The sequence below is a fragment of the Rhodoglobus sp. genome (assembly GCF_053580035.1).
On record NZ_JBMDVL010000001.1, the window covers coordinates 140,752 to 166,084 of the forward strand.

Here is a 25,333-nt window from a genome sequence, read left to right on the forward strand (position 1 = left end):
GCTCATGAGCGTCGAACATAAGGGCAATGTCTTGGTGAACTGGGTCACCTCGACTGACCACAAAACCATTGGGTACATGTACCTGATCACCTCTTTCTTCTACTTCCTTCTTGGCGGCGTGATGGCGCTTGTCATCCGAGCTCAGCTCTTCGAGCCAGGATTGTCAGTCGTTGCTACTGGTGAGCAGTACAACCAACTCTTCACGATGCACGGCACGATCATGCTCTTGATGTTCGCGACGCCGCTTTTCGCCGGCTTCGCAAACGTGATCATGCCGCTTCAGATCGGTGCTCCTGACGTAGCATTCCCTCGCCTGAACGCATTCGCATACTGGCTCTATAGCTTTGGTTCGCTAATCGCCGTCGCAGGTTTCCTCACCCCTCAAGGTGCGGCATCATTCGGCTGGTTCGCTTACGCTCCGCTCTCAAGCACGACCTTCTCTCCTGGTATTGGTGGCAACCTGTGGGTCTTCGGACTTGCGATGAGCGGTTTCGGAACCATTCTTGGTGCGGTCAACTTCATCACCACCATCATTACGATGCGTGCTCCTGGCATGACGATGTTCCGTATGCCGATCTTCACCTGGAACACCCTTGTGACGTCGTTGCTCATCCTCATGGCGTTCCCTGTGTTGGCAGCGGCTCTCTTCGGTCTCGGAGCGGATCGAGTTGTCGGCGCACATATTTATGACCCCGCGAACGGTGGCGTCATTCTGTGGCAACACCTGTTCTGGTTCTTCGGCCACCCTGAGGTCTACATCATCGCGCTTCCGTTCTTCGGAATCGTCTCCGAGGTGTTCCCTGTCTTCAGCCGTAAGCCGATCTTCGGCTATTCGACCCTGATCTACGCGACAATCTCGATTGCTGCGCTCTCGGTTACGGTCTGGGCGCACCACATGTACGTGACTGGCTCGGTATTGCTTCCGTTCTTCTCGCTCATGACCATGCTCATTGCGGTGCCGACTGGCGTGAAGATATTCAACTGGATCGGCACAATGTGGCGAGGCTCAATTACGTTTGAGACGCCCATGTTGTGGGCGATCGGGTTCCTCGTTACCTTCACATTCGGTGGGCTTACGGGCGTAATTCTTGCTAGCCCCCCGCTCGACTTCCACGTTTCTGACACCTACTTCGTGGTTGCACACTTCCACTACGTTGTGTTCGGAACTGTGGTCTTCGCGATGTTTAGTGGATTCTACTTCTGGTGGCCCAAGTGGACCGGCAAAATGCTCAACGAGCGTCTCGGAAAGATTCACTTCTGGTTGCTTTTCATCGGCTTCCACACGACCTTCCTCATTCAGCACTGGGCCGGCGTTGTTGCCCTGCCGCGTCGTTACCGCACCTACCTCGAAGAGGATGGCGTGACATGGATGAACCAGGTCTCCACTATCGGCGCGTTCATTCTTGCCGTGTCGATGATCCCGTTCCTCTATAACGTCTACATCACCGCTCGCAAGGCGCCGCGCGTGACCGTCGATGACCCGTGGGGCTACGGACGTTCGCTCGAGTGGGCGACAAGCTGCCCGCCACCACGGCACAACTTCACGTCGATCCCACGAATTCGTTCCGAATCCCCGGCATTCGACTTGAACCACCCTGAAGCTGGTATCCCCGTGGGCATTGGCCCAGGCAAAGATGCCCCCGAAGCGCCGGTTTATGATCTTGCAGATGAGAAGGTGAAATAGCTCATGAGGGCTAACGTCAAGCTTTATTGGATTCTCACCGTATTCTTCTTCGTGGTGGCCGCGCTGTACACCGGTTGGTCGCTCATCGACCAGGCTCATCAGCGCGTTGAATGGGTGGGAACCATCTCACTGCTCCTCAGTGGCCTGCTGTGGGCGCTAATAGCCTTCTACCTAGGTAAGGTGCACGATGCACAGGGTGGGGAGCTCGCAGAAGACCGCCTCGATGCCAACATCGAAGACGGCGATGCCGAGCAAGGGCACTTCAGCCCCTGGAGCTGGTGGCCAATCGTTCTCGCGGCATCCGTCTCGCTCGTCTTCTTGGGCGTCGCAATCGGAGCGTGGATCTCGTTCATTGGTGGCGGAATTCTCATCGTAAGCCTCGTAGGGTGGACGTATGAGTACTACCGCGGATACTTCGCACGCTAAGACAGTGCAGATACGTTCTGCCACCGCTGCCGATGCGGGCTCAGTATTTGAGTTACTGAAGCAGCTAGGTACTGAGTACGCTCCGGACCGTGCCGCATTTGATGCGAGCTTCTCGCACGCGGTCGACGATGGTGCAACGACACTCATGCTTGTCGCTGAACACCCCGAGGTCGGCGTCGTGGGGTATGCCTTCGCAACTATCGCGCACCTTCTCCACACCAACGGCAGCTCAGCGCAGCTGCAAGAACTTGTTGTCGATGGAACCGTCCAAAGTTCCGGCATCGGCACGCGTCTCGTTGAAGCTGTAGAGGCAGTGTGCCTGGAACGCGGAGTACGTCAGCTCACAGTTCCGAGCCGTGGATCCGCAGACTTCTTTGAACGCATCGGCTACCGCTCGACCGCTGACTTCCTCAAGCGAGTCTTCGACTAGAACGCTTTTTGCCCTCTAGGGAAAGCTTCGCCACCCGTAGTTATTTTGGTGGTTCTAAGTAAGCGTCCCGTGCAGCGCTCCGCCTCTTCACTGGCGTTTAGGCAGCTCCGAGGACGCAATGAGAGACCGAGTAGCGGCTGTGACCTAGCTAGCCTCCACGGCCAAATTTGCTCTGGCGCTGCACAACGTCGGGGGAGCGAACCTCGTGAGTGGGCTGGACCGACCGAGTAACCGAACCCCGGTACCACGCGCCACGCTGCATCACAGAGCGCAGCAGAGCACGGTGGCTTTGACTATGACTCATAACGGCACCGTGGAATACCGCTCTTGCCGTCTTGTTTTACACCGCCGCGTTAAACGACTGTGGGCCTTGACGGAGAGTATCCGACAAGGCCCACAACCGTTCGTGTGAGGAACGCTTAGTGGTGCGCGTCCTTCGACTGTTCGATCTCACCCTGAGATACGGGAGCGATTCGGTCTTCGAAGAACCACCGCGAAACTGAGGCACGGAGGCGCTGGCCACCAGTGATTTTGCCGTCAGCATTGGGGCGGATCGTCAGCGGCTTGTAGTCGGTGAAGTTAACAAGCTTCCAACGTTCGTACTCGTCGAGTTGCTCATGGACCTCAATGTATTCACCGTGCGGAAGGCGCACGATTCGACCTGACTCGTAGCCGTGGAGCGCGATTTCGCGGTCCTTCTTCTGCAGACCAAGGCAAACTCGCTTCGTGAGGAAGTAAGCGATGATCGGTCCGAAGATGAGCAGAGCCTGACATGAGTGGATAACGCCCTCGATCGAGAGCTTGAAGTGCGTTGCTATCAAGTCCGAGCTGGCCGCAGCCCACAGGACGGCGTAGAACGTGACTCCTGCTGCACCAATCGCAGTGCGGGTAGGAGCATTGCGCGGACGGTCAGCGATGTGGTGCTCGCGCTTGTCGCCGGTAACCCAAGCCTCGATGAAGGGGTAGAAGGCCACGACAGCGATGAACAGTCCGAGGGCGACGAGCGGCACAATGATGTTGAACGACCACGTGAATCCGAACCACTCAGTCTCCCACCCTGGTGGAATAAGCCGGAGGGCGCCGTCGGCGAATCCGATGTACCAGTCGGGTTGAGTACCGGCAGAGACGGGGGAGGGGTCGTAGGGTCCATAGACCCACACCGGGTTGATCGAGAAAGTCGACGCGATCAAGGTTATGACACCGAAGACGATGAAGAAGAATCCACCGGCTTTCGCCGCGAAACCGGGCATTACGGGCGAACCGACGACGTTGTCGTTGGTGCGGCCCGGACCAGCAAACTGCGTGTGCTTGTTGATCACGAGCAACAGCATGTGGACGCCGAGGGCAGCAATAATGATCGCCGGCAGCAGCATGATGTGCAGGATGTACAGGCGGCTCACGATATCTACACCGGGGAATTCCCCACCGAAGAGCAGATACGAAATCCAGGTACCAATAACCGGGATTCCCTTCACCATTCCATCAATGATGCGAAGTCCGTTGCCGGAGAGTAGATCGTCGGGGAGCGAGTAGCCGGTGAAGCCCTCAGCCATCGCGAGGATGAAGAGCACGAAGCCAATGAACCAGTTAATCTCACGCGGCTTGCGGAACGCGCCGGTGAAGTACACCCGGAGCATGTGCAGTCCGATAGCAGCCACGAACAGCAGCGCTGCCCAGTGGTGCACCTGGCGCATGAGCAGTCCACCGCGGATATCGAATGAAATATCGAGAGTCGATGCCATAGCGGCAGACATCTGGATTCCCTTGAGCGGTGCGTAGGAACCCTCGTAGTGAACTTCAACCATGGACGCTTCGAAGAAGAACGTCAGGAATGTGCCTGAGAGCAGAATGACGATGAAGCTGTAGAGAGCGACCTCGCCGAGCATGAACGACCAGTGGTCGGGGAAGATCTTGCGACCGACCTCTTTGACGAGGCCCGAGATGCTCGTGCGTTCATCAATGTAGTTCGCGGCAGCTGAAGTGAAGCGCTGTCCGCGCGACTTCGACTGTGCGTCCTGGGTGGGTGTGGTTGTCATAGCTTGCGCTCCCAGAAGCTTGGTCCGATGGGTTCACGGAAGTCGCTCTGTGCGATGAGGTAGCCCTCGGAGTCGACCGTGATCGGCAATTGCGGAAGTGGACGTTTTGCTGGCCCGAAGATAACTGCTGCTTCGCGCTTGATGTCGAACTGCGACTGGTGGCAGGGGCATAGCAAATGGTGGGTCTGCTGCTCATAGAGCGCGACCGGGCATCCGACATGGGTGCAAATCTTGGAGTAAGCGACGATTCCGTCGTAGTTCCAGTCTTCGCGACCCTCGGAGACTTCGAGATCTTCTGGCTTGAGGCGCACCAGCAGTACGGCGGCCTTCGCTTTTTCCTCAATGCGGTGTTCAGAGTCGTTAATTCCCTCAGGGATGACCTGAAACGCTGAACCAATCGTGAGGTCGGAAGCCTTGATCGGGGTGCCGCTGGGGTCGCGCGTTAGCCGCATTCCCTCTTCCCAGAAGGTGTGCTTGAGGAGCTTCACCGGATCATCCGCGGGTGCCAGGTCACGGAACAGCGCGATTGCAGGCAACGGCGTAACGACAAGAGCGCCGATGAGGGTGTTGCGCAGCAAGGTGCGACGGCCGAAGCCTGATTCCTTGTTGCCCAGGGTGAAGACTTCGACGGCCTTGGCGCGAGTTTCTTCGCTACCTCGGGTGCTGTGACGCTGCTCAACGAGGTCGTGCCCCTCCATGAGCGCTTTGGCCCAGTGAACGGCACCGACGCCGATGCCAAGGAGTCCGAGAGTTATTCCGAGTCCGAGGAACATCGTGTTGTTGCGAACCGAGTCCATATTGCCGGGCTCGATAGGGAACGCAATGTACGCCGCTACAGCGAGAACGCTACCAATGATGGAAAGGAAAAATAGCGCTGAGACTCGACGCTCTTGCTGCTTGTCAACCTTGGGGTCAAGATCCGTCACCCGCGGGCGGTACGGAGGGAACCCCGGGTTGGGTACTTCGTCGGTTGCGACGACAGCGGTGCCTGCATCGTGTGCAGTAGCGCTGTGCTGCGCGACGTCCTTACCCGCAGCCATGCTGCCGGCGGTATCGCCGTGGTCGTCTGCCATTCTTATCCCTTCAACCGTCCGCTGTGAAGCGGTCGCTAACTAGTTTGACTTAGCCGTGAGCCAGACCGTGATTGCCACGATCGCGCCAAGGCCAAAGATCCAAATGAACAGACCCTCGGAAACAGGGCCGAGTGAACCGAGCGTGAAGCCGCCAACCGAAGGAGTCTCATCGAGGTACTTCAGGTACGTGATGATGTCTGCTTTTTCCTCAGGGGAGAGGTTGGTGTCGTTGAACACGGGCATGTTCTGCGGGCCGGTGAGCATTGCTTCGTAGGCGTGCTTCGGTGTTACACCAGCTAGGGACGGGGCAAACTTGCCCTCGGTGAGTGCTCCACCGGCACCAGCAACGTTGTGGCACATCGCGCAGTTTATGCGGAACAGTTCGGCACCGTTGGAAACGTCGTAGCCTTCGCCTGTGAGGTACATGTCGGCGGGGATGGCGGGGCCGGGGCCCTGCGATGCTACGAACACGGACAACGCGAGAATCTGCTCTTCGGTGAATTGGACAGGCTTCTTCTCCGCCTGAGGACCGGTAACGGCGAGCGGCATACGGCCGGTTCCCACCTGGAAGTCAGTGGCTGCAGCGCCAACCCCAATCAGGGTGGGCCCCTGAGTAGTGCCTTCAAGGTCAAGCCCGTGGCACGTAGCGCAGTTTGCTGCGAATAGCTTTCCGCCTTCTTCGACCAGCGATTCAGCCGAGGCACTGGTCTCTGCAGTCGCGCTCGAAGTGAAGAGCGCGTAAGCGCCACCAGTTCCGACGAGTGCGACGAGGAGCAGCGCTACGGTCGCAAGAGGGTGACGTCGACCAGCAGGTCGTGACCTGCGAGACGCTCGGACTGCCGATGTGGCCATTACTTTATTTCCGTTTCTCATTTGAGCACGTAGATGATGAGGAAGAGGCCGATCCAGACTACGTCGACGAAGTGCCAGTAGTACGAAACAACGATCGCGGTCGTTGCTTCTTTGTGGCCGAAGGTCTTTACTGCGAATCCGCGCCCAAGAACGAGCAAGAAGGCGATGAGGCCGCCGGTTACGTGGAGCCCGTGGAATCCGGTGGTGATGTAGAAGGCCGAGCCGTAGGAGTCGCTTGACAAGCTGACGTGCTCAGAGACGAGCGTTGCGTATTCGAAGACCTGACCGGTGACGAACACAGCGCCCATGGCGTACGTGAGGAAGAACCACTCAGTCATGCCCCACTTGCGCACATCGAAGAGCTTGCCGGTGCGGTGTACTTGCATGCGCTCCGCAGCAAACACGCCAAACTGGCAGGTCACCGACGAAAGCACAAGAACGATCGTGATCGTGGTGGCAAACGGTACGTTGAGCTTCTCAGCCTGCTCCGCCCACAATCCAGGCGAAGTTGACTTCAAAGTGAAGTAAATGGCGAAGAGGCCAGCGAAGAACATCACCTCGCTTCCGAGCCAGACGATGGTACCGACCGCAACAGTGTTCGGTCGTTGGACAGACTGGGCTCCGAGCGAGCGATTGAGGGCAGCTGTGGTCACCTACCTATTATGGCTGATATCTCAGGGTTCGTTTTTCAATCCGCGGCCAGTCGCACAGCATCGGTAGGATTTCCTTTATGGCATCTACCCCAACTTGGCCCGAAATCCTTAGTTCTCTCGTCTCGGGAAACGATTTATCGATCAGCCAAGCCGAGTGGGCAATGAAGTCTGTGATGAACGGCGAAGCTACTTCGGCACAGTTGGCAGCGATGCTGATTGCCCTCCGGATCAAAGGCGAGACTGTCGATGAGATCGTAGGATTCCGGGATGCCGCCCTCGCCAGCGCTCTTCCACTGCCTGTCGACCCCATGGCCCTCGATATTGTCGGCACCGGCGGAGATCCCTATGGAGCGGTTCTCAACATCTCGTCGGTGGCATCGATCATTGCGGCAGCCGGAGATGTCCCCGTCATTAAACACGGGAACCGCGCGGCGAGCAGCAAGAGCGGAGCATCCGATGTTCTGAGTGCTTTGGGCCTGAACCTTGACCTCACGCCAGAACGGGTTGCCGAAGTTTTGCGCGAAGTGGGGATCACGTTTGTTTATGCGGCTCTGTTTCACCCCGGGTTTGCCCACGCCGGACCGACACGTCGCGAACTTGCCATCCCCACTCTGTTTAACATTTTGGGCCCGCTGTGCAATCCCGCCCGCCCGCAAGCGTCTGCCGTCGGCGTCGGAAGCCGCGAACGCGTCAGTCTCCTCGTCGGTGTCTTCCAAACTCGCGGCGCTACCGCGCTCGTCTACCGCGGGGATGACGGTATAGACAAACTCACAACGACTGGCCACAGCCACGTCTGGGAAGTATCGCGAGGCTTCGTGACCGAACATGATCTTGATCCGCTTGAGCTCGGCATCCCGCGCGCACCCATCGAGGCTCTTCTTGGCGAAAGCCCCGAGCACAATGCGAACGTTATTCGATCAGTCTTGGCGGGGGAGAAGTCGCCAGCTCGTGATGTCGTACTGCTCAACGCGGCCGCAGGGCTTGCGTCATTCACGCTCGCTCAAGAACCAGAACAGAGCCAGCGGCCCCTTCTCGCACGGTTGAAAGAGCAATTCGACCGCGCAGAAGATCTCGTGGACTCTGGGCGAGCGAGTGCGAAACTCGACGAATGGGTCGCGGCGACCAACCGCTAAGGGGAGCTAGTCGGTGTCTTCGTCGACCCAATCGAGGGTCTTGGAGATTGCTTTCTTCCAATTGCGCAAGAGACGCTGGCGCTCGTCATCCGCCATCTGCGGTTCCCAACGTTCACCCTCGCTCCACTTGTCACGTAACTCGTCGAGCCCGCTCCAATAATCGACCGCTAGTCCGGCAGCATAGGCCGCACCCAGTGCCGTAGTTTCTGCCACCACTGGCCGTATGACGGGCATGTTGAGGATGTCCGCCTGAAACTGCATGAGAGCAGAATTTGCGACCATCCCGCCGTCAACCCGAAGCTCAGTCATTGCGACTTCGGCATCCGAGTTTGCCGCATCGACGACGTCACTGGTCTGGAACGCGGTGGCCTCCAGTGCTGCACGCGCAATATGGCCCTTGTTGGCGAAGCGCGTGAGTCCGAGGATCGCACCGCGAGCATCCGGTCGCCAATGTGGGGCAAAGAGGCCCGAAAACGCGGGAACAAAGTAGACACCACCGTTGTCGTCGACGGATGCCGCGAGCGCTTCGACGTCTTCTGAACGAGCGATGATTCCGAGATTGTCACGCAACCATTGAACGAGTGACCCTGTCACTGCTATCGAGCCCTCAATGGCGTAGTGAGGGGACTCATCCCCGAGTTGATAGGCCAGGGTCGTGATGAGTCCGTTCGCGGAGTGCACGATGTCAGTTCCGGTGTTGGTGAGGAGAAAGTTTCCGGTGCCGTAGGTGTTTTTGGACTCGCCAGCGTCAAAAGCGGCCTGTCCGAACGTGGCAGCTTGCTGGTCGCCGAGTATTCCCGCGACGGGCACTTCGCGCAGCAGGCTAGAAGTTGAAACGGTGCCGTAAACCTCGGAAGAACTACGAATATCGGGCATCAGTGATGCAGGAATGTTGAGTTCTGCAAGTATTTCGGCGCTCCACGAGAGAGTTTCGAGGTCCATGAGTAACGTTCGGCTGGCGTTCGTAACATCCGTGGCGTGAACCCCACCGTCTGGGCCTCCGGTGAGATTCCACAGCACCCACGTGTCTGGGGTTCCGAAAGCGAGCTCGCCGGCCTCGGCACGCTCGCGTACTCCATCGACGTTGTCGAGCATCCACACAATTTTGGATGCCGAAAAGTAGGTTGCGAGAGGCAGCCCGGTGAGTTTCTTGAACCTGTCGGTATCGCCAGCAGCGATGCGGTCGATGATGGTTTGCGTGCGGGTATCTTGCCAGACGATTGCGTTGTAGACGGGCTTGCCGGTTGCGCGGTCCCAGATGATGGCGGTTTCCCGCTGATTGGTGATGCCTACGGCTGCGATGCTGTGGCGGGTCACATTTGCTTTGGAAAGTGCTTGGCCGATGACTTCGCGAGTATTGTTCCAAATCTCGATGGGGTCGTGCTCGACCCATCCAGCTTTCGGAAAGATCTGTTTGTGTTCCAGCTGACCAGAGGTGACCGGCGTGCCATCGTGATCGAAGATGATCGCCCGGGTGCTCGTGGTTCCCTGGTCAATTGAGAGTATGTAGTTCACCGGTTCTCCTCAGCCTTTCTTTGAGCGTTGCGTGCTTAGACCGCGTTGACGTAGAGCCAGGCGCCGTTCTCCCGCACGAACATACTGTTCTCATGTTGTTGATCGGCAACACCGTCGCTGCGGTAGTGCGCGCGAAATTCCACAGTGCCACGAGAATCAAACATGCTGCCACCTGTGCGGGCAACAATATCCAGACGGTACCAGCGCACATCTGGATCGACCTCAAGACTCGTCGGCCGAGTAGACGGATGCCACGACTTCAACAAGTATTCGGTCTCGCCAAGGACATAGGCACTGTAGCGCGAACGCATAAGCCGTTCAGCGGTCGGAGCCAGTGCGTCGCCGCGGTGGAACCGAGCGCAGCATTCCTCGTAGGTTTCCGCCGACTGGCAGGGGCACGCGTTCATTGGTCAAGCCTAACGAGTCGCGCTTCAGTGCGCGTCTCGTGTGGCAGTGCCACTCGGACCATAATGAACAGTTGGTGGGTCGGCCGGAACAGATTCCCGCCGACCCACAAAACAACTCTGTTGACGCTAACTGTGTCCAATGGGCAGGCGACCTTCAAAGAGGCGACCGCGGATAGATTCTGGCTCGATCAAGATGTAGACGAAGGACTCCACTGGAACCCAATCCGGCAGTGTCTTGAGTGCCTGAGCTGTCACCTGCGACGCGTCATCGAGCACTGTTGCTAATCCTCGAACAACAACACTCCACACGTCATTCGGAGTCGTTTGGTCGACTTCGAAGGCAACGTGAATGTTCTCGGTGAGCTCGTGAAGCTTGGAACCCGATGCGGTACGGAACAGGATTGTTTTTTTGTCGCAGTAATAGTTGACCGGGAAGATATCTGGGCGCCCCTCATTGCTGAGGGCAAGATGCCCGAAGCTTTTACTGGCGAGCAGACCGAGGCTTGCCTGATCGGAAAGCTCGACTACAGGTCCTTGCGGCGACCAGCCTGCTTCACTCATGTCATGAGACATTGCCGACCTCCGGCCGAACGATGATCTTGACGGCAGTCTCCTTGTGATCAATGAGCGTCATGAATCCCTCATCGATGAGTTTGTCGAGAGGTATCCGACCCGTGATGAACGGTGCGAGGTCGACCTTGCCGTCCTGAACAAGTTTGATTGTTGCGGGGTGATCGTGCGCGTAGGCAATGGTCCCGCGCAGATCAATTTCCTTGAGGACGAGCTTTTGCATATCGAGTTGTGCAGGATGACCCCAAATGGAGACGTTGACGATAACACCAGTGGGCTTCACCGCGTCAAAGAGTTGATCGAGCACTGCATTGATACTTGAGCACTCGAAGGCGACATCGGCACCGACTCCGTTGGTCAGCTCCATGACTTTAGCCACAGCATCCTCGACGCTGGGGTCGATCACGTGCTTGGCCACTCCGGTGGACAACGCCATTTCGCGCCGTGCTGTGCCGGGCTCGGACAAAATTACCGTGATTCCCTCTGCTGAGAGCACGGCGGCGAGCAGAAGACCGATGGGGCCGCCGCCACCGATGAATGCAACATCGCCGGCTTTCGCACCACTACGCACGAACGCGTGATGGCCAACGGCGAGGGGTTCAATGAGGGCGGCCTGATCGAGCGGGATGTCGCCGATCGGGTGAACCCAGCGACGCTCAATGACGACTTTTTCGCTGAGTCCTCCGCCTCCGCCAGCGAGCCCGATGAAACCCATTTTTGTGCAGAGGTTGTAGTTGCCTGCACGGCAAGGTGCGCACTCACCGCACACAAAGTACGGTTCGACGACAACGTTTTCGCCGACGGTGAGGTCAGTAACTCCTTCACCGAGAGCGGTGATCGTTCCCGAGAACTCATGGCCCATGGTCACCGGGACGTCCTCGTGAGTGAGCGGGTGTTGGTATCCTGCCGCGGGAATGAAAATGGGCCCTTCGAGGTATTCGTGAAGGTCTGTTCCGCAAATGCCGCACCACGCGACGTCGATAGCGACAGTCCCTTGGCGAAGTTCTGGTGCAGGAATATCTTCGATACGGATGTCTTTGCGTCCGTAGAAACGTGCTGCCTTCATAGTCTTCTTCTATCTACTCAGTGGTCAACGGTTGGCACTAGGGAACTAGGGAACTAGGGGAGAATCGCTAAACCAGCCACGGCATCTTCTGCACAATGCTGAGTCGCTTCCACGCCAGGCCAACACCCGAGGTGTCTCCTGCCGACAGCGCAGCGATGGTGATTAGTGCGAGTGCATAAATGATGTGGTAGTCCACGAGCGGGTTAGTGGAACCCGCGTTCGCTGCGAACGGCCACTCGGCGAGGTACATCAGGAGCATCATGACGGTTCCCGCTACGGCACTGACACGTAGGCCGATTCCCAACATCACAGCAACGCCGATTCCGAGCATTCCGAGCATAAAAAGAATGTCGGAGGTGGGGCTGGCAATCGCAGCAAAAGCCGGCTTTAAGGGGCCGACAACGGCATCGCCGGTCAAGAAACCTTGACTGGGAGCTCCGCCGTTGATCCACGCTCGTTCCGCTGGGGTCGAGAATCCCAGACCGAAGGTCTTGTCGAAGAACGCCCACAGAAAAAGGAACCCGGTAGCGAGACGTAACACTGCCAGAACGCGGCGCCCAGTAGCCGAAACGACTCGATTTCCATCCTCGACCACCGTGCCCGTCTCGTTCCGGGAGAGAGGTGGGGCTGCGGCTGTACGTGTGGTCATCGTTGTATTCCTTCAGTGGTGGATGATTGAGAAAATGAAACCGAGTGGCTTCAAGGGGATTCAGGCCGAGACGTACTGTTTGACAGCCACGGTGATGTCAGTAAGTGCTTTCTTCGCATCGGCGAAGAGCATTCCCGTCTTGGGATCGGTGAACAGCGGGTTGGTGATACCCGCGTAGCCAGGGCGCATCGATCGCTTGATGACGACAACGGCTTTGGCATGATCGGCGTCGAGAATGGGCATCCCTGAGACAGCGTTGCCCGGCGTTCGAGCGTCCGGATTACAGACATCGTTGGCTCCGATTACCAGAGCTACATCGCAGTTATCGAACGCCGCATTCGCCTCGTCGAGTTGGAGCATCTGCTCATAAGGCACATTGGCTTCGGCGAGGAGTACGTTCATGTGGCCCGGCATTCGTCCAGCAACAGGGTGGATGGCGTACTTGACGTCGATGTTGTGGGCCATCAGCAGCGCAGCGAGCTCGGCGACTTCGTGCTGGGCCTGCGCTGCGGCGAGTCCGTAGCCGGGAACGATTAGGACGCGCTGCGCATAGGCGAGTTGAATCGCGACATCATCCGAAGTGAGGCTCCGCACATTGGTGAGTTCCTCATCCGCTGGTCCTGCCGTTGCCGTAATCTCGCCGGTGCCGAATCCACCGACGATGATCGAGAGCACTGAGCGGTTCATCGCTTGAGCCATTTGCAGCGTCAGAATGGTGCCAGCGGCGCCGACCAAAGCACCTGCGATGATGAGCGCCTGATTGTTGATTGCGAAGCCAGCCATCGCCACAGCTAGACCAGTGAGTGCATTCAGGAGCGACACGACGACCGGCGCATCAGCGCCGCCAATAGCCAGCACCATAAGAATGCCGAGGATGAGCGCGGTCACGAGAACCACCACGAGGAGCAGGGTGTTATCGGGCAGGATGACTGCCGCAACGCTCGCGCCGAGGGCGATAAGAGCCATCGTGGCATTAAGAACACGGAATCCAGGGAACGTTACGGGGTTGCCGGGGATGATGCCCTGCAGCTTTCCTGCCGCGATAAGCGATCCTGAGAAAGTGATCGATCCAATGAGTACGTCGAGAACGACGGGGATAGAGACGGTTAAGTCGAGTGGATCGTTGCTGGTTGCCAGGATGAAAGCGGCGAAGGCAATCGCGGCAGCGGCGCTACCTCCTACGGCGTTGAATACGCTCACGAGCTGAGGGACATCGGTCATCTTGACCGTGAGCGCTCGATATACCCCGAAGACCGCGCCGACGAGCACGCCGGCAGCGAGCGCCACCCACGCAATCCATTGACCACCGTCGGAGACGAGTGAAAGCATAATCGTTGCCAAGACCGCGATGACCATCCCGATAGCGGAGATGCGATTCCCGTTTCGGGCAGTTGCTGGTGCACGCATCATGTGGAGCCCGACTACAAAGAGCGATGCCGAGAGGAGGTAGAGAATGCCCACGAGGAACTCGAAGCCGGTCATGAGGCGTCCTCCTTGCCGCTCGTGGTGTCGGCCATCTTGTGCGGTGTCGGGCGGGTAAACATCTTCAGGATGCGGTCGGTCACGGCATACCCTCCGAACACATTTGCGGCAGCGAAGGCACCCGCAATGAAGGTCAGAATGTAGCCGGTTGGAGAATTGGCGAGTGACGCCGTGACAACGGCGCCAGCAATGACGACTCCGTGGATGGCATTGGACCCCGACATCATTGGGGTGTGCAGCGTCGAAGGGATCTTGCCGATCACTTCGACACCCACGAGAAGCGCGAGAACGAAAATAGCGAGGTTGCTGTACAGGGTTTCCATTACTTGGCCTGTGCTTTCGAAGGGTCGGCTGGAGTGAGGGGGTCGCTATCGAGGGCGGTGCGCACCGCCGTATTCGTGACATCTCCTGCATGACAAACGACGATCGCTTTGTGGACCTCGTCGGCTGGATCGATCGTGATTACACCCGCAGGGGCGATTGTCTCGATGACCGCCGCGACATTTCGGCCAAACATTAGGGAGGATGAGGAGGGGAGATCAGCGGCAAGGTTGCCCCCGCCGACTATTACGACACCGTTCGCGGTCGTGAGTGTTTCACCATCGATCGAGCCAAAGACGTTTCCGCCTTTGTCGCTCGCCCCGAGATCGACGCAGACGGTTCCGGGTTTCAGTTCCGCGAGAGTATCTTCCGAGACGAGCAGCGGGGGAGTGCGTCCTGGCACCTTCGCGGTCGTGATGATGATGTCGAAACCGACAAGGGCGTCTGCGAGTTCTTGTTGCTGGGTCGCCTGCTCGTCAGTAGTCATTGCCCGGGCATAGCCGCCTTCACCAGCACCAGCGGCAACGGACGACGTCAAGAACTTGGCGCCAAGCGACTCAACTTCGGTGCGGGATGCTTCTCTCACGTCGTACCCCGTTACAACAGCACCAAGTCGCTTCGTTGTAGCTATTGCTTGCAGCCCCGCGACACCCGTGCCAATAACGATTGCCTTCGCGGGCGTTGCGGTTCCGGATGCCGTAATCATCATGGGGAGGTAGCGGCCAAATTTCTCTGCTGCCACTATTGCCGCGCGGTAGCCTGCCGCGCTCGATTGGGAGCTGAGAGCATCCATTGATTGGACACGGCTGAGGGTTCGGGGGAGCAATTCGAGTGCCACGAGGGTGAGCCCTTGGGCAGCCAATGCTTTGACTCTGCTGAGGTTATTTAGCGGGTCGAGCAGACCAATCACCGCGCTGCCCGCGGTGAGACCGTCGGTGACTCTAGTAGGAGGGAGGGAGAGGGAGGCGAGTGCATCGCAACTGGCGATGACCTCGACGGACGTCGCGATTCTGGCTCCGGCGGCTAAATAGCTCGCATCAGTGAAGCTCGCACCTAATCCGCATCCCTCTTCGACGACAACAGCAAATCCAGTCTGGACAAGGTGTTTAGTAGCGCTCGGGTCGAGACTGACGCGATGCTCGCGCGAACTGTTTTCGGAAAGAACCCCGACGGTGAAGCCTGTACCTGACTTGGGCATTGCCATCCTTGATCGAAACGGAACAAATTCCGTTGCCAAGGTCTGGAGCAACTACCTCAAGAGTACACCAGCGTTTGCCGCCTAATTGTGGATAAGTTTTGACGATTTTTGCTTGGTCCCAGCTGCAACAATGTGCTGCACCGTGACCTCCCGTCGACTCACCAATTCTGATGTTGCCCGAATTGTGAGGTTGCGATCACGGGCGTACTGGCGCAGTATTCCGAACGCATCGTCCATACTGAGCGATAAGCCGTTCGCAACGATGCCCTTCGCCTGTTCTATGGCGATCCTGCTCGTCAGGGCATTGTGTAATTGTTCTTCGACAACGTGCGCCTCGTGGAGCGCGCGCTCGTGGGTGATCCCGATCGTCGCGACATCAGCGAGGGCTTGAGCCACCGCGGCATCCCGTGAGCTAACGGCTTCGCTCGCGGCCCTAAAGAGGTTCATCGTACCGAGCACCCTGCCCTGGACCTTCATCGGGATCGATAGGAGCGAGTTGAACCCCAGCCCAACGGCGGTAGAAGAGAACACTGGCCAAGCAACTGACGCCGAAATGTCATCAATCGCTACTGCATTTCCGCTCTGGAAACAGTCGATGCATGGCCCTGCCCCATCCTCGAGTTGAATACTTTCCAGCATCATTGCGGCTTCGTTCGTCGATGTCATGAGTTGGAGCTCACCAGTGTCATCGACCAGTACGAGTCCGCCGGCATCCATACACACGATCTCGGCGCACCGTTCAACAAAGGTGTGCAGTACATCCACCATGTCGTGGTCGGCGGAGAGTGTTTCCGCAACGGTGACGAACGCGGCACTGATTTGGGCCTCGCGGGTTGTGCCGTCCATCTGGCGCTCTTTCTTACCGGGGAGGTGGATTTTGGTTCAGTAGATTGAACTCGAGTACTCGCGCAACTATGTCACGAGCGTCATCGTGAACGGTGCGTGCAAAGTAACCCATTCCATTTGAGGCTACCGCTGAAACCGCGACAACCGGCTTAGAGATGTAGGAGGCTGTTAGCAGATGATCTCCAGTCGTGATGAGAGTCGTCGTGGCGACGAATGCTATGAAGCGCCTATACGTGTTCCCGAGACGTCCCGGGAGCGCTCGGCTGGGTCAAGAAAACGATCAGCACGATGAGGCCTGCGATGGGCACGAGTACCCAGAAGATGTTGGTCCAGTTGCGACCGGTGTCACGCAGTCTTCGCACGGTAACCGCCAGTTGCGGGAGGAGGAGGGCAAGAGACCAGGCGCTGCTGAGCCCGACTGAGAGTCCAATCGCGGCTACATTGTCTCCCGTGGTGGGGTCAAGTGCTGCAGCGATCGCTGTAGTGATGAAGGAGAAGAGGGCGAACCACCAGTACTCAGAGCGACTGGCGACGCCGGTGAAATCCGCATACTTGCGGAAGACTGTGGCGATGGATTCGAAGAAAGTCACAATGGCTCCCACTGGGTCGGGTTTGTTTCAGGCTAGGCGCTTCTTGCATCGTGCGGGTAATGGAACCAGATAAAAGCCCGGGGCCTTCCTGAATAAACAGTGAAGATTTGCCGAACGGGCTGCGGGTAAGCGTAGCGTTGACGTCCAACAGGGAACTGACGTGCAAAGTAGGCGTCAGGGTTAGCTCGCTCGCTGGTGCGGGCTGACATTCTCTTAGCGAGGAGTTGTTGTGCGTCTCTCATCCCCAGTCATGTTCGTATCCGATCTTGATAGATCGATCGCCTTTTATTCCGACCTTCTCGGGCTTAAGTGCTCTGTTCGGGATGAATCTGCCGCGCTGCTCGTAGGCGGCGAAGGCTACGAGCTTTACCTCCGCGGTAAGCATGCACAGCCCAGTCGAGTGTCGGGTTCTGTCGGTCTGCAGTACCTGATCTGGAGCGCAGACAGCCTTGAGGAACTGCAACGGTCCGAAAACGCCCTGAGGCGCCAGTCTCGCCATGTGCGCCGAGAGCGTCTCGACGATTTCGAGGTTGTTGAAGGGCGTGACCCCGATCACTTAGCAGTGATGGTTGTGTTTCCCGGGCCGGATCAATCCGCGCGACACGCGATCATTCCCCGAATCTATAGCTGGTAGCTGGTAGCTGGTAGCGGCTGGTAGCGGCTGTGAGTGGTTGGCGTTAGGTGCGCTGAGCTACGTAAGCGGCTAAGTGCTGCGAGGTGAGGGTCGAGCGTGCCGCGACGAGATCGGCCGGAGTTCCCTCAAAGACAATCGAACCGCCCTCGTGCCCAGCGCCTGGGCCGAGGTCAATTATCCAGTCCGCATGGGCCATCACCGCCTGATGGTGCTCAACGACGATCACGGATTTTCCCGAATCGACGAGACGGTCGAGTAGGGCGAGGAGTCTCTCGACATCGGCCAAGTGCAGGCCCGTGGTTGGTTCATCCAGAACATAAACGTCGCCCTTGTCTGCCATTTGGGTGGCGAGCTTGAGCCGTTGCCGCTCACCGCCCGAAAGTGTGGGTAGCGGCTGGCCAAGACGCAAGTAGCCGAGGCCCACATCGACGAGCCGATCGAGGATGGCGTGAGCTGCGGGCATGCGTGCGTCACCTTCACCGAAGAAGGCCTCGGCTTCGGACACGGACATCCCGAGCACCTCACTGATGTTGCGCCCACCGAGCGTGTATTCAAGCACGGAGGCGAGGAAGCGTTTGCCCTCACAAACCTCGCAGGTAGTGGCGACGGTCGCCATCACGCCGAGGTCGGTATAAATGACGCCTGCCCCGTTGCAGTTGGGACAGGCGCCTTCAGAGTTAGCGCTGAAAAGGGCTGGCTTGACCCCATTCGCTTTGGCGAACGCTTTGCGAATCGGCTCGAGGAGTCCGGTGTAGGTTGCCGGATTGCTGCGCCGCGATCCTTTTATGGCAGCTTGATCGACCGACACGACGCCGTCGCGGGGAACGACTGAACCAAGGATGAGCGAGCTCTTGCCCGAACCGGCGACTCCTGTAATCACGACGAGGGTGCCGAGCGGGATGTCGACATCCACGTTCTTGAGGTTGTGGGTGTCCGCGCCGCGAATTTCCATGACCCCGGTAGGGGAGCGCACCGTGTCTTTGACCGAGACCCTATCGTCGATGTGGTGGCCAGTGACGGTGTCGCTCTGACGAAGTTCATCGAAGCTGCCCTCGAAACAAATCTTGCCACCGTCGGTGCCGGCCCCAGGACCGAGGTCGACAATGTGGTCGGCAATCGAAATCGTCTCGGGCTTGTGCTCGACGACGAGTACCGTGTTGCCCTTGTCGCGCAGGCGAAACAGGAGCTCGTTCATCCGTTGAATATCGTGCGGGTGGAGGCCGATGGTCGGCTCATCAAAAACGTAAGTGATGTCGGTCAGCGAAGAACTGAGGTGGCGGATCATCTTGGTGCGCTGGGCTTCACCACCCGAGAGGCTGCCTGCTGGACGATCGAGAGAGAGGTAGCCGAGGCCAATTTCCACGAACGAATCGAGGGTCTGCTGCAGCGCTTCGAGCAGCGGGGCGACGGATGGTTCATTCAGGCCGCGCACCCACGCGGCGAGGTCGCTGATTTGCATGGCACAGGCATCCGCGATGCTGATTCCCGCGATTCTGGATGCTCGGGCACCCTCGTTGAGTCGAGTGCCCCCGCAATCGGCGCAGGCCGTGAATGTGACGGCCCGATCGACGAACGCACGGATGTGGGGCTGCATCGCCTCACGGTCTTTCGTCAGCATCGACTTCTGAATCTTGGGGATCAATCCCTCGTAGGTCATGTTGATCGACTGCATCTTGACCTTGACCGGCTCTTTGTAAAGAAAGTCGTGCAGCTCAGCCTTCGTGTAGTTCTTGATGGGCTTGTCGGGGTCGAGGAAGCCTGACTCGGTGAAGATGCGCACCATCCAGCCATCGGCGGTGTAGTTCGGGATGGTGAGGGCACCTTCGGCTAGTGACTTGCTGTCGTCGTAGAGCTGTGTCAGATCGATGTCGTTGACGGTGCCACGACCTTCGCACGTCGGGCACATACCGCCCGTGATACTGAACTCGCGCCGTTCCTTGGTCGTGACGCCGGCCTTCTCAAACGTGACCGCACCTGCGCCCGAGATGGATGCCACGTTGAACGAGAACGCTTGCGGCGAGCCGACATGGGGATCGCCGAGGCGGCTGAAAACAATACGGAGCATGGCGTTGGCGTCGGTCGCGGTGCCCACCGTCGAGCGGGCGTTGGATCCCATGCGCTCCTGGTCGACGATGATCGCAGTCGTAAGGCCCTCAAGCACATCGACATCGGGGCGTGCGAGCGAGGGCATGAAGCCCTGTAGAAAGGAGCTGTAGGTCTCGTTGATCATGCGTTGTGACTCGGCCGCGATTGTGCCGAAGACCAACGAACTTTTGCCCGACCCCGAGACGCCCGTGAAGACCGTCAGGCGACGTTTCGGAATGTCGATGCTCACATCGGCGAGGTTGTTTTCGCGGGCGCCCCGCACGCGAATCAGATCGTGGCCGTCAGCCGCGTGAGCGCTGGGGGAGTCGTGGTTGCTCGTGTTGGCCATCGTGGGTGCCTTCCTGGCGGTGCGGATGTCGCGGCTCGATGGGGTCGCGGATGCTTTGTGTCCATTATCGCGAAAGCGCTCTGAGGTTTCTCGGCACAGGGGTAGACAATTCGTTCTCATAGTGTGAGTATTCTTCTATAAATCTAAATGAGAGGAATAGTTATGAAAATTTCACAGCTCCGCTCGCGAGGACTAATCGCCGCAATTGGGCTTGCCTTGCTCAGCCCACTGCTTATCGCAGCGCCTGCGAACGCCGCTGCGAACTGTTGGGGCGCCGGATCCCTTAACAACATCGCAACGGCGTCATGTTCCGGTGTCGGATATGCACGTGTCAACGTAACTTGCCATGCAGCATGGCCCTTTGCTTCGTGGACTGATCTTGGTGGCTGGTATTACGTCAACGGAGGTGCCAATATCGTGAATGCGCACGCTTCCTGCGGCGGCTATACCCAGGTGTGGCCGAGCTACAAATAGCAGTGGCGGCTCATCGCGCTAGTTTCGCTGTTCTGTCATGTGCGTGTGTTTCGCACGGCCCAAGGGGAATTGATTGATCGAGTTTCGCAAGTTGACCAAGCGTTTCGGGAATAAGCTCGCGCTCGATTCCCTGAGCTTCACAGCCGAGTCGGGACAAGTAACAGGTTTCCTCGGGCCAAATGGCTCCGGCAAGACCACGACAATGCGGATCTTACTCGGGCTCGAGGTGGCGAGCTCAGGGGAAGCGCTCGTGGGCGGCGAACGCTATGGGCAAATCAGAAACCCACTGTTTCGTGTCGGTGCGCTGTTGGATGCTCGCAACGCGCATCCGGGTCGCTCGGGATTCGATCACCTTCGCGCGCTTGCTCTCACGCATGGAATCTCGAATGAGCGAGTGGAGTTTGTGCTCGAAGAGGTCGGACTCAGTGGTGTCGCGTCGCGTCGTGTTCGCGGCTACTCGCTGGGCATGCGTCAGCGGCTCGGCATTGCGGCCTCAATGCTGGGCGATCCAGAAGTGTATGTTTTCGACGAGCCTGTGAACGGGTTGGACCCCGACGGTGTGATCTGGTTTCGGGAGCTCGTTCGGTCTTTCGCGGCGGAGGGGCGAACAGTGCTACTCTCCTCGCACCTTATTAGCGAGGTCGCGCTCACCGCAGACCACGTGGTAATCGTGGGGCGGGGCAAGGTGCTGGCCGACACCAAACTCGCTGATCTTGCTCGAGCACAGGGCGTCGAGCATATTAGAGCGCGCAGCCCTCGTGCTGGAGAGCTGGCTCGCGCAATGGCTGCGCAGGGTGCGATCGTTGATGTAACCGATGACACCCTTCTCGTTGAGGGCGCATCAGCCGCAGCTGTCGGCCTTTGTGCAACCGCGCTGGGGATACCGCTCTCCGAACTCCAGACACAGACTGAATCGCTGGAAGATACCTACCGTCATCTCACAGACGCTAGCGTCGAATACAGGCAAGGGTCATCAGCGTGAGTGCTCACGTTTCCTTCAGCCGCCCGAGGAGTGAAACATCCCGATGGGCTGTTATTACCGCCGGTGCGATGCGTTCGGAGTTTGTTAAGCTCTGGTCGCTGCGGCCACCGCACGCCGTTGTCGTACTGATGTTCATCGTCCCGGTCGTGCTTGCTGGCGCACGTGTATTCCCGGTGCCGTCGCACACAGACGGCGTTCCCGGTCAGGGCGCGTCACCGGTGTTTTTCGAATCGATCGCGGTCGCGGCGCTTCCCCTCGCTTTTCTTTCCGCGATTTTGGGCATTATTGCGATGACTTCGGAGTACACGGGTGACGTTGTGGCTGCGTCTCTTTCCGCAGTGCCGCGCCGTTCACTGTTGGTTGTTGCCAAAGCTGTGCCAGTCTTCGCCCTGTCCGCGATGGCTGCTCTTCCGGGTGTACTCGCCGGCGCTTGGATTTCTTCGGTGACGCTGACATCGCGAGGCTACTCAGAAGCTGGTGTGGAAAGCGCCCTCAGACTGCTGATATGTATTGCTGTGGGCTGTGGTCTATTCGCTGTGCTTGGAGTGGCCTGTGGTGCACTGATGCAAAGCGGTGGTTCTGCCACCGTGATGCTTGTGGCGATTGTGTTTCTGCTACCGAGCATCCTCTTCTTGTTTGGCGGGAATACCGCTGAGGGCGTTATAGCGGTGCTGCCAGCATCAGCGCTTCAGGCGTTTACGACGCTCCCTCCGGCGGAACCCTTCGTGTTGGGCGGTACGGTCGTTTCAACCCTCGATCAATCAATCGGATTCCTTTGCCTATTCGTTTTTGTTTTTCTGGCACTTGGGGCCGGCACGTCTATCTTTTCGAAACGATCTCTTTACCCCAGGGCTCTGAGCGCAAGACGAACTCGCCGCTTTCAGACAAAGGATGGCGCGAGGCCGCTCCGGCCGGGGCTGACGTTCTGGGGCGTAGTGCACGCTGAGTCTGTTAAGGCGTTGTCGATGCCTTCAGCTCGTTGGTTACTGGCGCTGAGCGGTATCTCGATTGTCGTGTTGGGGTACCAGTATGCGTCGGGCCGAATTCCCGATGAAGTTCTAGTTCCTCCGATCCTTCCCGGCGACCTGGCTCGCGTCACGTTCCACGAACAGTCCTCTGCGATTACCGGGGGGCTCGCGCTCGCGCAGTATTTCCTCGCGGCCCTCGGTGCTCTCGTGATGACGTCAGACTTCTCGACAGGAAACATTCGGCCTACGGTTGTCGCCGTCCCCAAGCGCGGATGGCTGGTGCTGGCGAAGACGGGTGTCGTCGTGGCTATGTCGATGGGGGTGGGCATTGTTTCGCTGACAGTGACAGCCGTAGTGGTGACAGAGCTACAGCAGCGGTTCGGCTTCCCCGCTGACCTTGACGCCCCGGTTGTGGCAATCTCACTAGCAAAAGGAACACTAATCTTCGGGCTGGTGTCAGCGCTGGGTTGCGGGATCGGATTGATCGCTCGCTCGTCGGCAGCCGCGATTGTGGCGCTAGCCTTGATCTTCATAATCGTTCCCAGTGTGTTTGGGCCGCTTCAGATTCAAGCGCGGGGAACTGTTTTCTTGTGGCCCCTCAACGCTATTTCGCTACTTCCGTCGGGGCCAGACGCGGCGAGCATGATCGGCCTGAACGAGACGATGCCACTCTTCCAGTTCGGCGACGTACTGCAGCTTCGACCTCACGAATCGATGGCAGTGTTGGCTCTGTGGGCGTTCGGGAGCCTATTGCTCGGTTGGATCTCCTTTCGGCGCCGAGGGGTGTGAGCGCAAACAACGAGCGCCAGAGGCTTTGGTATTCGGCTGGGAGGCATGCTCCAGATGGCTGATTGTTTTGCTGAGAGAAGCGTCGTCGGACTCAAGCAACGCCTTCAAGTAGCGAAGTCGATCTCATTCCTAGAGCCGAATGAGCGTGCGTCCCTGAGGGCTGGCCGCGCACTCGCAGCGAGTTCGCGGCACGACACGGGGGAGTGGCGGTCCTGCCGACCGCCCTTTCTCGTCTTGTGGTCGGGTGGGGTTGTTGGTCCGCCACGAATTTCTCTGCAGACTCGCGTTCCCGGTCAGCCACGAGACGGCAAGAACTGGTGAGCTAAAGTCCATTTCTCGGTTCTAGGATTGTGCTGCCGTGAAATCTAGGCCATTAGTCGCCAGGAGCCCAATGAGGCAATCGTGGCGTGGGCGTGCACTGAGTGGCCAGGTTCGTCGCGATTGGTCGTCGGGCAACACGCGCAGGGGTGCTTTCCTCCTTGAGCTGACATAATGTGCATTATCGGATACTAAATACGTCCCTGAGAGGGGCGGCAGAGGTCAGGGCTGCAACGGCGGCAACGCGACGACCGTGACGGTCCAGGGCTGCTGGTTGTCGGTCGTCACTGCGATTGAATAGCTGCCGCTGGGATCGATATCCAGCTGGTCTAGGTGGACTGCGTCATCTGAGCTTTCGCGACAGTCGTGAGAAGACTGTGCGACGTCACCGATCGACACTGTCATGCGGCCGGGGCCAACACAATCTGAATACACTGCGATTCGTCCTGTTGTGGGGGCGAATGGCGACACATCGATAGAGCCGCCGGCATTGGTGCTCGTCGCTAGGACAACTTCGCCCCCGGTGTCGAACGCCATCAATTCTGGAGTTTCTGACATAACGGAATCTCTAGCCGTGTTTGTGGGGTTCGGCGTGTGAACTCTGACTTCGACGTCTGCCTCTGAGATGCCGGTGCATCCGGTCAGTATCGCCACGACGGCGGCCGCAGCGGAAACCATGTACAGGCCGCTGCGTACCGCGCTCATGGCGCTCCCCCACTTAGTCACTAGTGATTGCACCTTGCGGTGGCGTCGAAGGCTCAGGCCTGAGCCACATGGATAGGCTAAACGAAAACTTGAGCGTCTGTCAACTAATTATCAGTTTTGGAGATGCGAGGCTCGACCCGTGCTCGCGGCAGCACCACACTAAAAACTTGGATTACGGCTGCTGACGAACCTCGCCAGCGCCTCAGCAGCGGCTTCGTGATCGATTGCGTCCGGCTCCCCCGACATGGTCATTGTGCCGATGATGGCGCCGTCGACCCACAGCGGAATCGATCCACCGTGAGCCTTATACGTGTCGTGGTCGACATCCGTTCGTTCCTCAAACGGCGTACCGGCAGCGAGGTGGCGCAGCTTGACCACGAGCGAAGCTTCGCCGAAATGGTTCACAACTGCAGCTTTTCCCGCCAGCCAAAGGTCGTTGTCTGCGTTTGTCGACTTCAGCTTCGCCTTGAAGACAACGTCACCGTGGAGAACGATTTCAACTGCGAGATTGAGATCCCATTCCTGAATGACCTGTACGGCAATCAGCCCCAGCGCCACAGCATCATCATTGGTGATGGTGTCGAACTCAATCTCATTCAAGTACTCAACATCAGGCACCGAGTAGTGCGGTAGTGGACGACTCATCGGTTCATCTCCTGAAGGTGCGTTCGAATGACGCCGACAAGCTCGGCGGGTTCATAACGATCTGATGTGGCGGCCAACTCATCGATGGTCCACCACCGGTGCGCTAACACGTCGACGCGTTCGTCGGCTGTCCATTGTTCTTGCGACGGCTCGAAGACATCCGTGTGAGCGAGGTAGAACTCGGCGTGACCGGTGTCATGATCAGCGTCATCCCACTCCACTACGAAGTCGTGCGACCACACGGGCGCACCGAGATCCTCGATAACAAGTCCGGTTTCTTCTTCAAGCTCGCGTAGTGCCGCTTGGTGGTGTGACTCCCCCGGGTCCACGCCGCCACCCGGCGTGAGCCAGCGCGCGACACCGCTTGTATCCGGCGCTTTCGTCAGAAAAAGCAAGAAGCGCTGCTCGCGGTCGAACAACAGCACACGGCTGGTAGTTCGGTTCACCGGCATC

At 58.4% G+C, this 25,333-nt stretch carries 26 protein-coding genes; 8 read left to right on the top strand and 18 right to left on the bottom strand.

Annotation, left to right across the window (positions count from 1 at the left end; genetic code table 11):
• Positions 1-4 precede the first annotated feature (4 nt).
• Genes ctaD through ACOH1Z_RS00705 form a run of 3 tightly spaced genes read left to right on the top strand, consistent with a single transcriptional unit; the run spans position 5 to position 2,540 of the window.
• Positions 5-1,684 (top strand): aa3-type cytochrome oxidase subunit I, encoded by a 1,680-nt coding sequence (gene ctaD, locus ACOH1Z_RS00695; protein WP_449646588.1) that lies wholly within the window; start codon positions 5-7, stop codon positions 1,682-1,684.
• A 3-nt stretch (positions 1,685-1,687) separates the two neighbouring features.
• On the top strand, positions 1,688-2,110 hold the full coding sequence (locus ACOH1Z_RS00700; RefSeq protein ID WP_449646589.1) for a cytochrome c oxidase subunit 4: 423 nt from the start codon (positions 1,688-1,690) through the stop codon (positions 2,108-2,110).
• Positions 2,079-2,540, top strand: a complete 462-nt coding sequence (locus ACOH1Z_RS00705; RefSeq protein ID WP_449646590.1) for a GNAT family N-acetyltransferase — start codon at positions 2,079-2,081, stop codon at positions 2,538-2,540. Before ACOH1Z_RS00700 ends, ACOH1Z_RS00705 begins: the two co-directional genes overlap by 32 nt.
• Before the next feature lie 419 nt (positions 2,541-2,959).
• On the opposite strand, the gene qcrB is transcribed toward ACOH1Z_RS00705, so the two are convergent.
• Genes qcrB through ctaE form a run of 4 tightly spaced genes read right to left on the bottom strand, consistent with a single transcriptional unit; the run spans position 2,960 to position 7,154 of the window.
• Positions 2,960-4,576: a cytochrome bc1 complex cytochrome b subunit gene (gene qcrB, locus ACOH1Z_RS00710; RefSeq protein ID WP_449646591.1), complete on the bottom strand. Its 1,617-nt coding sequence runs from the start codon at positions 4,574-4,576 to the stop codon at positions 2,960-2,962.
• On the bottom strand, positions 4,573-5,649 hold the full coding sequence (gene qcrA, locus ACOH1Z_RS00715; RefSeq protein ID WP_449646592.1) for a cytochrome bc1 complex Rieske iron-sulfur subunit: 1,077 nt from the start codon (positions 5,647-5,649) through the stop codon (positions 4,573-4,575). The genes qcrB and qcrA overlap by 4 nt, the downstream gene beginning before the upstream one ends.
• A gap of 39 nt (positions 5,650-5,688) precedes the next feature.
• The gene (gene qcrC / locus ACOH1Z_RS00720) at positions 5,689-6,501 is read right to left on the bottom strand and encodes a cytochrome bc1 complex diheme cytochrome c subunit (RefSeq protein WP_449646593.1); all 813 of its coding nucleotides are present in this window, start codon (positions 6,499-6,501) and stop codon (positions 5,689-5,691) included.
• Positions 6,502-6,518: 17 nt separating this feature from the next.
• Positions 6,519-7,154 carry an aa3-type cytochrome oxidase subunit III gene (gene ctaE / locus ACOH1Z_RS00725; protein ID WP_449646594.1) on the bottom strand — a complete coding sequence of 212 codons (636 nt, stop codon included), beginning with the start codon at positions 7,152-7,154 and terminating at the stop codon, positions 6,519-6,521.
• A 77-nt stretch (positions 7,155-7,231) separates the two neighbouring features.
• Here ctaE and trpD point away from each other — a divergent pair, with 77 nt between their 5' ends.
• Positions 7,232-8,287, top strand: coding sequence for an anthranilate phosphoribosyltransferase (gene trpD, locus ACOH1Z_RS00730; RefSeq protein WP_449646595.1), 1,056 nt, complete (start codon positions 7,232-7,234; stop codon positions 8,285-8,287).
• Between the two features lie 6 nt (positions 8,288-8,293).
• Here trpD and glpK read toward each other — a convergent pair whose 3' ends face one another.
• The 10 genes from glpK to ACOH1Z_RS00780 all read right to left on the bottom strand — a co-directional run bounded on the left by glpK (position 8,294) and on the right by ACOH1Z_RS00780 (position 16,931).
• Positions 8,294-9,802: a glycerol kinase GlpK gene (glpK, locus tag ACOH1Z_RS00735; protein ID WP_449646596.1), complete on the bottom strand. Its 1,509-nt coding sequence runs from the start codon at positions 9,800-9,802 to the stop codon at positions 8,294-8,296.
• A 35-nt stretch (positions 9,803-9,837) separates the two neighbouring features.
• Positions 9,838-10,209, bottom strand: coding sequence for a YchJ family protein (locus ACOH1Z_RS00740; protein WP_449646597.1), 372 nt, complete (start codon positions 10,207-10,209; stop codon positions 9,838-9,840).
• A 126-nt stretch (positions 10,210-10,335) separates the two neighbouring features.
• A complete protein-coding gene (locus tag ACOH1Z_RS00745) occupies positions 10,336-10,770 on the bottom strand; it encodes a pyridoxamine 5'-phosphate oxidase family protein (RefSeq protein ID WP_449646598.1) in 435 nt (144 codons plus the stop codon).
• Between the two features lies 1 nt (position 10,771).
• Positions 10,772-11,845, bottom strand: a complete 1,074-nt coding sequence (locus ACOH1Z_RS00750; RefSeq protein ID WP_449646599.1) for a 2,3-butanediol dehydrogenase — start codon at positions 11,843-11,845, stop codon at positions 10,772-10,774.
• A 67-nt stretch (positions 11,846-11,912) separates the two neighbouring features.
• Complete coding sequence (locus ACOH1Z_RS00755) at positions 11,913-12,494, bottom strand: DoxX family protein (protein ID WP_449646600.1); 582 nt, start codon at positions 12,492-12,494, stop codon at positions 11,913-11,915.
• 60 nt (positions 12,495-12,554) lie between these two features.
• Entirely contained in the window at positions 12,555-13,976 is a 1,422-nt protein-coding gene (locus tag ACOH1Z_RS00760) for an NAD(P)(+) transhydrogenase (Re/Si-specific) subunit beta (protein ID WP_449646601.1), read from the bottom strand.
• On the bottom strand, positions 13,973-14,299 hold the full coding sequence (locus ACOH1Z_RS00765; RefSeq protein ID WP_449646602.1) for an NAD(P) transhydrogenase subunit alpha part 2: 327 nt from the start codon (positions 14,297-14,299) through the stop codon (positions 13,973-13,975). The genes ACOH1Z_RS00760 and ACOH1Z_RS00765 overlap by 4 nt, the downstream gene beginning before the upstream one ends.
• Entirely contained in the window at positions 14,299-15,495 is a 1,197-nt protein-coding gene (locus ACOH1Z_RS00770; protein ID WP_449646603.1) for a Rossmann-fold NAD(P)-binding domain-containing protein, read from the bottom strand. Before ACOH1Z_RS00770 ends, ACOH1Z_RS00765 begins: the two co-directional genes overlap by 1 nt.
• A gap of 81 nt (positions 15,496-15,576) precedes the next feature.
• Entirely contained in the window at positions 15,577-16,341 is a 765-nt protein-coding gene (locus tag ACOH1Z_RS00775; RefSeq protein ID WP_449646604.1) for a GAF and ANTAR domain-containing protein, read from the bottom strand.
• A gap of 227 nt (positions 16,342-16,568) precedes the next feature.
• A complete protein-coding gene (locus ACOH1Z_RS00780) occupies positions 16,569-16,931 on the bottom strand; it encodes a DUF805 domain-containing protein (protein WP_449646605.1) in 363 nt (120 codons plus the stop codon).
• Positions 16,932-17,160: 229 nt separating this feature from the next.
• Between ACOH1Z_RS00780 and ACOH1Z_RS00785 the strand changes: the two genes are divergently transcribed.
• Positions 17,161-17,565, top strand: coding sequence for a VOC family protein (locus ACOH1Z_RS00785; RefSeq protein ID WP_449646606.1), 405 nt, complete (start codon positions 17,161-17,163; stop codon positions 17,563-17,565).
• 43 nt (positions 17,566-17,608) lie between these two features.
• Here the strand turns inward: ACOH1Z_RS00785 and ACOH1Z_RS00790 are convergent, their stop codons facing one another.
• Positions 17,609-19,999, bottom strand: a complete 2,391-nt coding sequence (locus ACOH1Z_RS00790) for an ATP-binding cassette domain-containing protein (RefSeq protein WP_449646607.1) — start codon at positions 19,997-19,999, stop codon at positions 17,609-17,611.
• Between the two features lie 162 nt (positions 20,000-20,161).
• Here ACOH1Z_RS00790 and ACOH1Z_RS00795 point away from each other — a divergent pair, with 162 nt between their 5' ends.
• From ACOH1Z_RS00795 to ACOH1Z_RS00805, 3 genes are all read left to right on the top strand, one after another.
• Entirely contained in the window at positions 20,162-20,473 is a 312-nt protein-coding gene (locus ACOH1Z_RS00795) for a hypothetical protein (protein ID WP_449646608.1), read from the top strand.
• A 73-nt stretch (positions 20,474-20,546) separates the two neighbouring features.
• Complete coding sequence (locus tag ACOH1Z_RS00800) at positions 20,547-21,455, top strand: ATP-binding cassette domain-containing protein (protein ID WP_449646609.1); 909 nt, start codon at positions 20,547-20,549, stop codon at positions 21,453-21,455.
• Positions 21,452-23,212, top strand: a complete 1,761-nt coding sequence (locus ACOH1Z_RS00805; RefSeq protein ID WP_449646610.1) for a hypothetical protein — start codon at positions 21,452-21,454, stop codon at positions 23,210-23,212. Before ACOH1Z_RS00800 ends, ACOH1Z_RS00805 begins: the two co-directional genes overlap by 4 nt.
• 540 nt (positions 23,213-23,752) lie before the next feature.
• Here the strand turns inward: ACOH1Z_RS00805 and ACOH1Z_RS00810 are convergent.
• The 3 genes from ACOH1Z_RS00810 to ACOH1Z_RS00820 form a co-directional block, all read right to left on the bottom strand.
• Positions 23,753-24,256, bottom strand: coding sequence for a hypothetical protein (locus tag ACOH1Z_RS00810; protein ID WP_449646611.1), 504 nt, complete (start codon positions 24,254-24,256; stop codon positions 23,753-23,755).
• Positions 24,257-24,394: 138 nt separating this feature from the next.
• Positions 24,395-24,880: a heme-binding protein gene (locus ACOH1Z_RS00815; RefSeq protein WP_449646612.1), complete on the bottom strand. Its 486-nt coding sequence runs from the start codon at positions 24,878-24,880 to the stop codon at positions 24,395-24,397.
• Positions 24,877-25,332 carry an NUDIX hydrolase gene (locus ACOH1Z_RS00820; RefSeq protein WP_449646613.1) on the bottom strand — a complete coding sequence of 152 codons (456 nt, stop codon included), beginning with the start codon at positions 25,330-25,332 and terminating at the stop codon, positions 24,877-24,879. The genes ACOH1Z_RS00815 and ACOH1Z_RS00820 overlap by 4 nt, the downstream gene beginning before the upstream one ends.
• Position 25,333: the final 1 nt, after the last annotated feature.

Excerpts from the sequence above, each read along its gene's own strand:
- ctaD (WP_449646588.1), top strand. The coding sequence starts at position 5 with ATGAGCGTCGAACATAAGGGCAATGTCTTGGTGAACTGGGTCACCTCG.
- ACOH1Z_RS00700 (WP_449646589.1), top strand. The coding sequence starts at position 1,688 with ATGAGGGCTAACGTCAAGCTTTATTGGATTCTCACCGTATTCTTCTTC.
- ACOH1Z_RS00705 (WP_449646590.1), top strand. The coding sequence starts at position 2,079 with ATGAGTACTACCGCGGATACTTCGCACGCTAAGACAGTGCAGATACGT.
- qcrB (WP_449646591.1), bottom strand. The coding sequence starts at position 4,576 with ATGACAACCACACCCACCCAGGACGCACAGTCGAAGTCGCGCGGACAG.
- qcrA (WP_449646592.1), bottom strand. The coding sequence starts at position 5,649 with ATGGCAGACGACCACGGCGATACCGCCGGCAGCATGGCTGCGGGTAAG.
- qcrC (WP_449646593.1), bottom strand. The coding sequence starts at position 6,501 with ATGGCCACATCGGCAGTCCGAGCGTCTCGCAGGTCACGACCTGCTGGT.
- trpD (WP_449646595.1), top strand. The coding sequence starts at position 7,232 with ATGGCATCTACCCCAACTTGGCCCGAAATCCTTAGTTCTCTCGTCTCG.
- ACOH1Z_RS00740 (WP_449646597.1), bottom strand. The coding sequence starts at position 10,209 with ATGAACGCGTGCCCCTGCCAGTCGGCGGAAACCTACGAGGAATGCTGC.
- ACOH1Z_RS00745 (WP_449646598.1), bottom strand. The coding sequence starts at position 10,770 with ATGAGTGAAGCAGGCTGGTCGCCGCAAGGACCTGTAGTCGAGCTTTCC.
- ACOH1Z_RS00750 (WP_449646599.1), bottom strand. The coding sequence starts at position 11,845 with ATGAAGGCAGCACGTTTCTACGGACGCAAAGACATCCGTATCGAAGAT.
- ACOH1Z_RS00755 (WP_449646600.1), bottom strand. The coding sequence starts at position 12,494 with ATGACCACACGTACAGCCGCAGCCCCACCTCTCTCCCGGAACGAGACG.
- ACOH1Z_RS00760 (WP_449646601.1), bottom strand. The coding sequence starts at position 13,976 with ATGACCGGCTTCGAGTTCCTCGTGGGCATTCTCTACCTCCTCTCGGCA.
- ACOH1Z_RS00765 (WP_449646602.1), bottom strand. The coding sequence starts at position 14,299 with ATGGAAACCCTGTACAGCAACCTCGCTATTTTCGTTCTCGCGCTTCTC.
- ACOH1Z_RS00770 (WP_449646603.1), bottom strand. The coding sequence starts at position 15,495 with ATGCCCAAGTCAGGTACAGGCTTCACCGTCGGGGTTCTTTCCGAAAAC.
- ACOH1Z_RS00775 (WP_449646604.1), bottom strand. The coding sequence starts at position 16,341 with ATGGACGGCACAACCCGCGAGGCCCAAATCAGTGCCGCGTTCGTCACC.
- ACOH1Z_RS00790 (WP_449646607.1), bottom strand. The coding sequence starts at position 19,999 with ATGGCCAACACGAGCAACCACGACTCCCCCAGCGCTCACGCGGCTGAC.
- ACOH1Z_RS00795 (WP_449646608.1), top strand. The coding sequence starts at position 20,162 with ATGAAAATTTCACAGCTCCGCTCGCGAGGACTAATCGCCGCAATTGGG.
- ACOH1Z_RS00815 (WP_449646612.1), bottom strand. The coding sequence starts at position 24,880 with ATGAGTCGTCCACTACCGCACTACTCGGTGCCTGATGTTGAGTACTTG.
- ACOH1Z_RS00820 (WP_449646613.1), bottom strand. The coding sequence starts at position 25,332 with ATGCCGGTGAACCGAACTACCAGCCGTGTGCTGTTGTTCGACCGCGAG.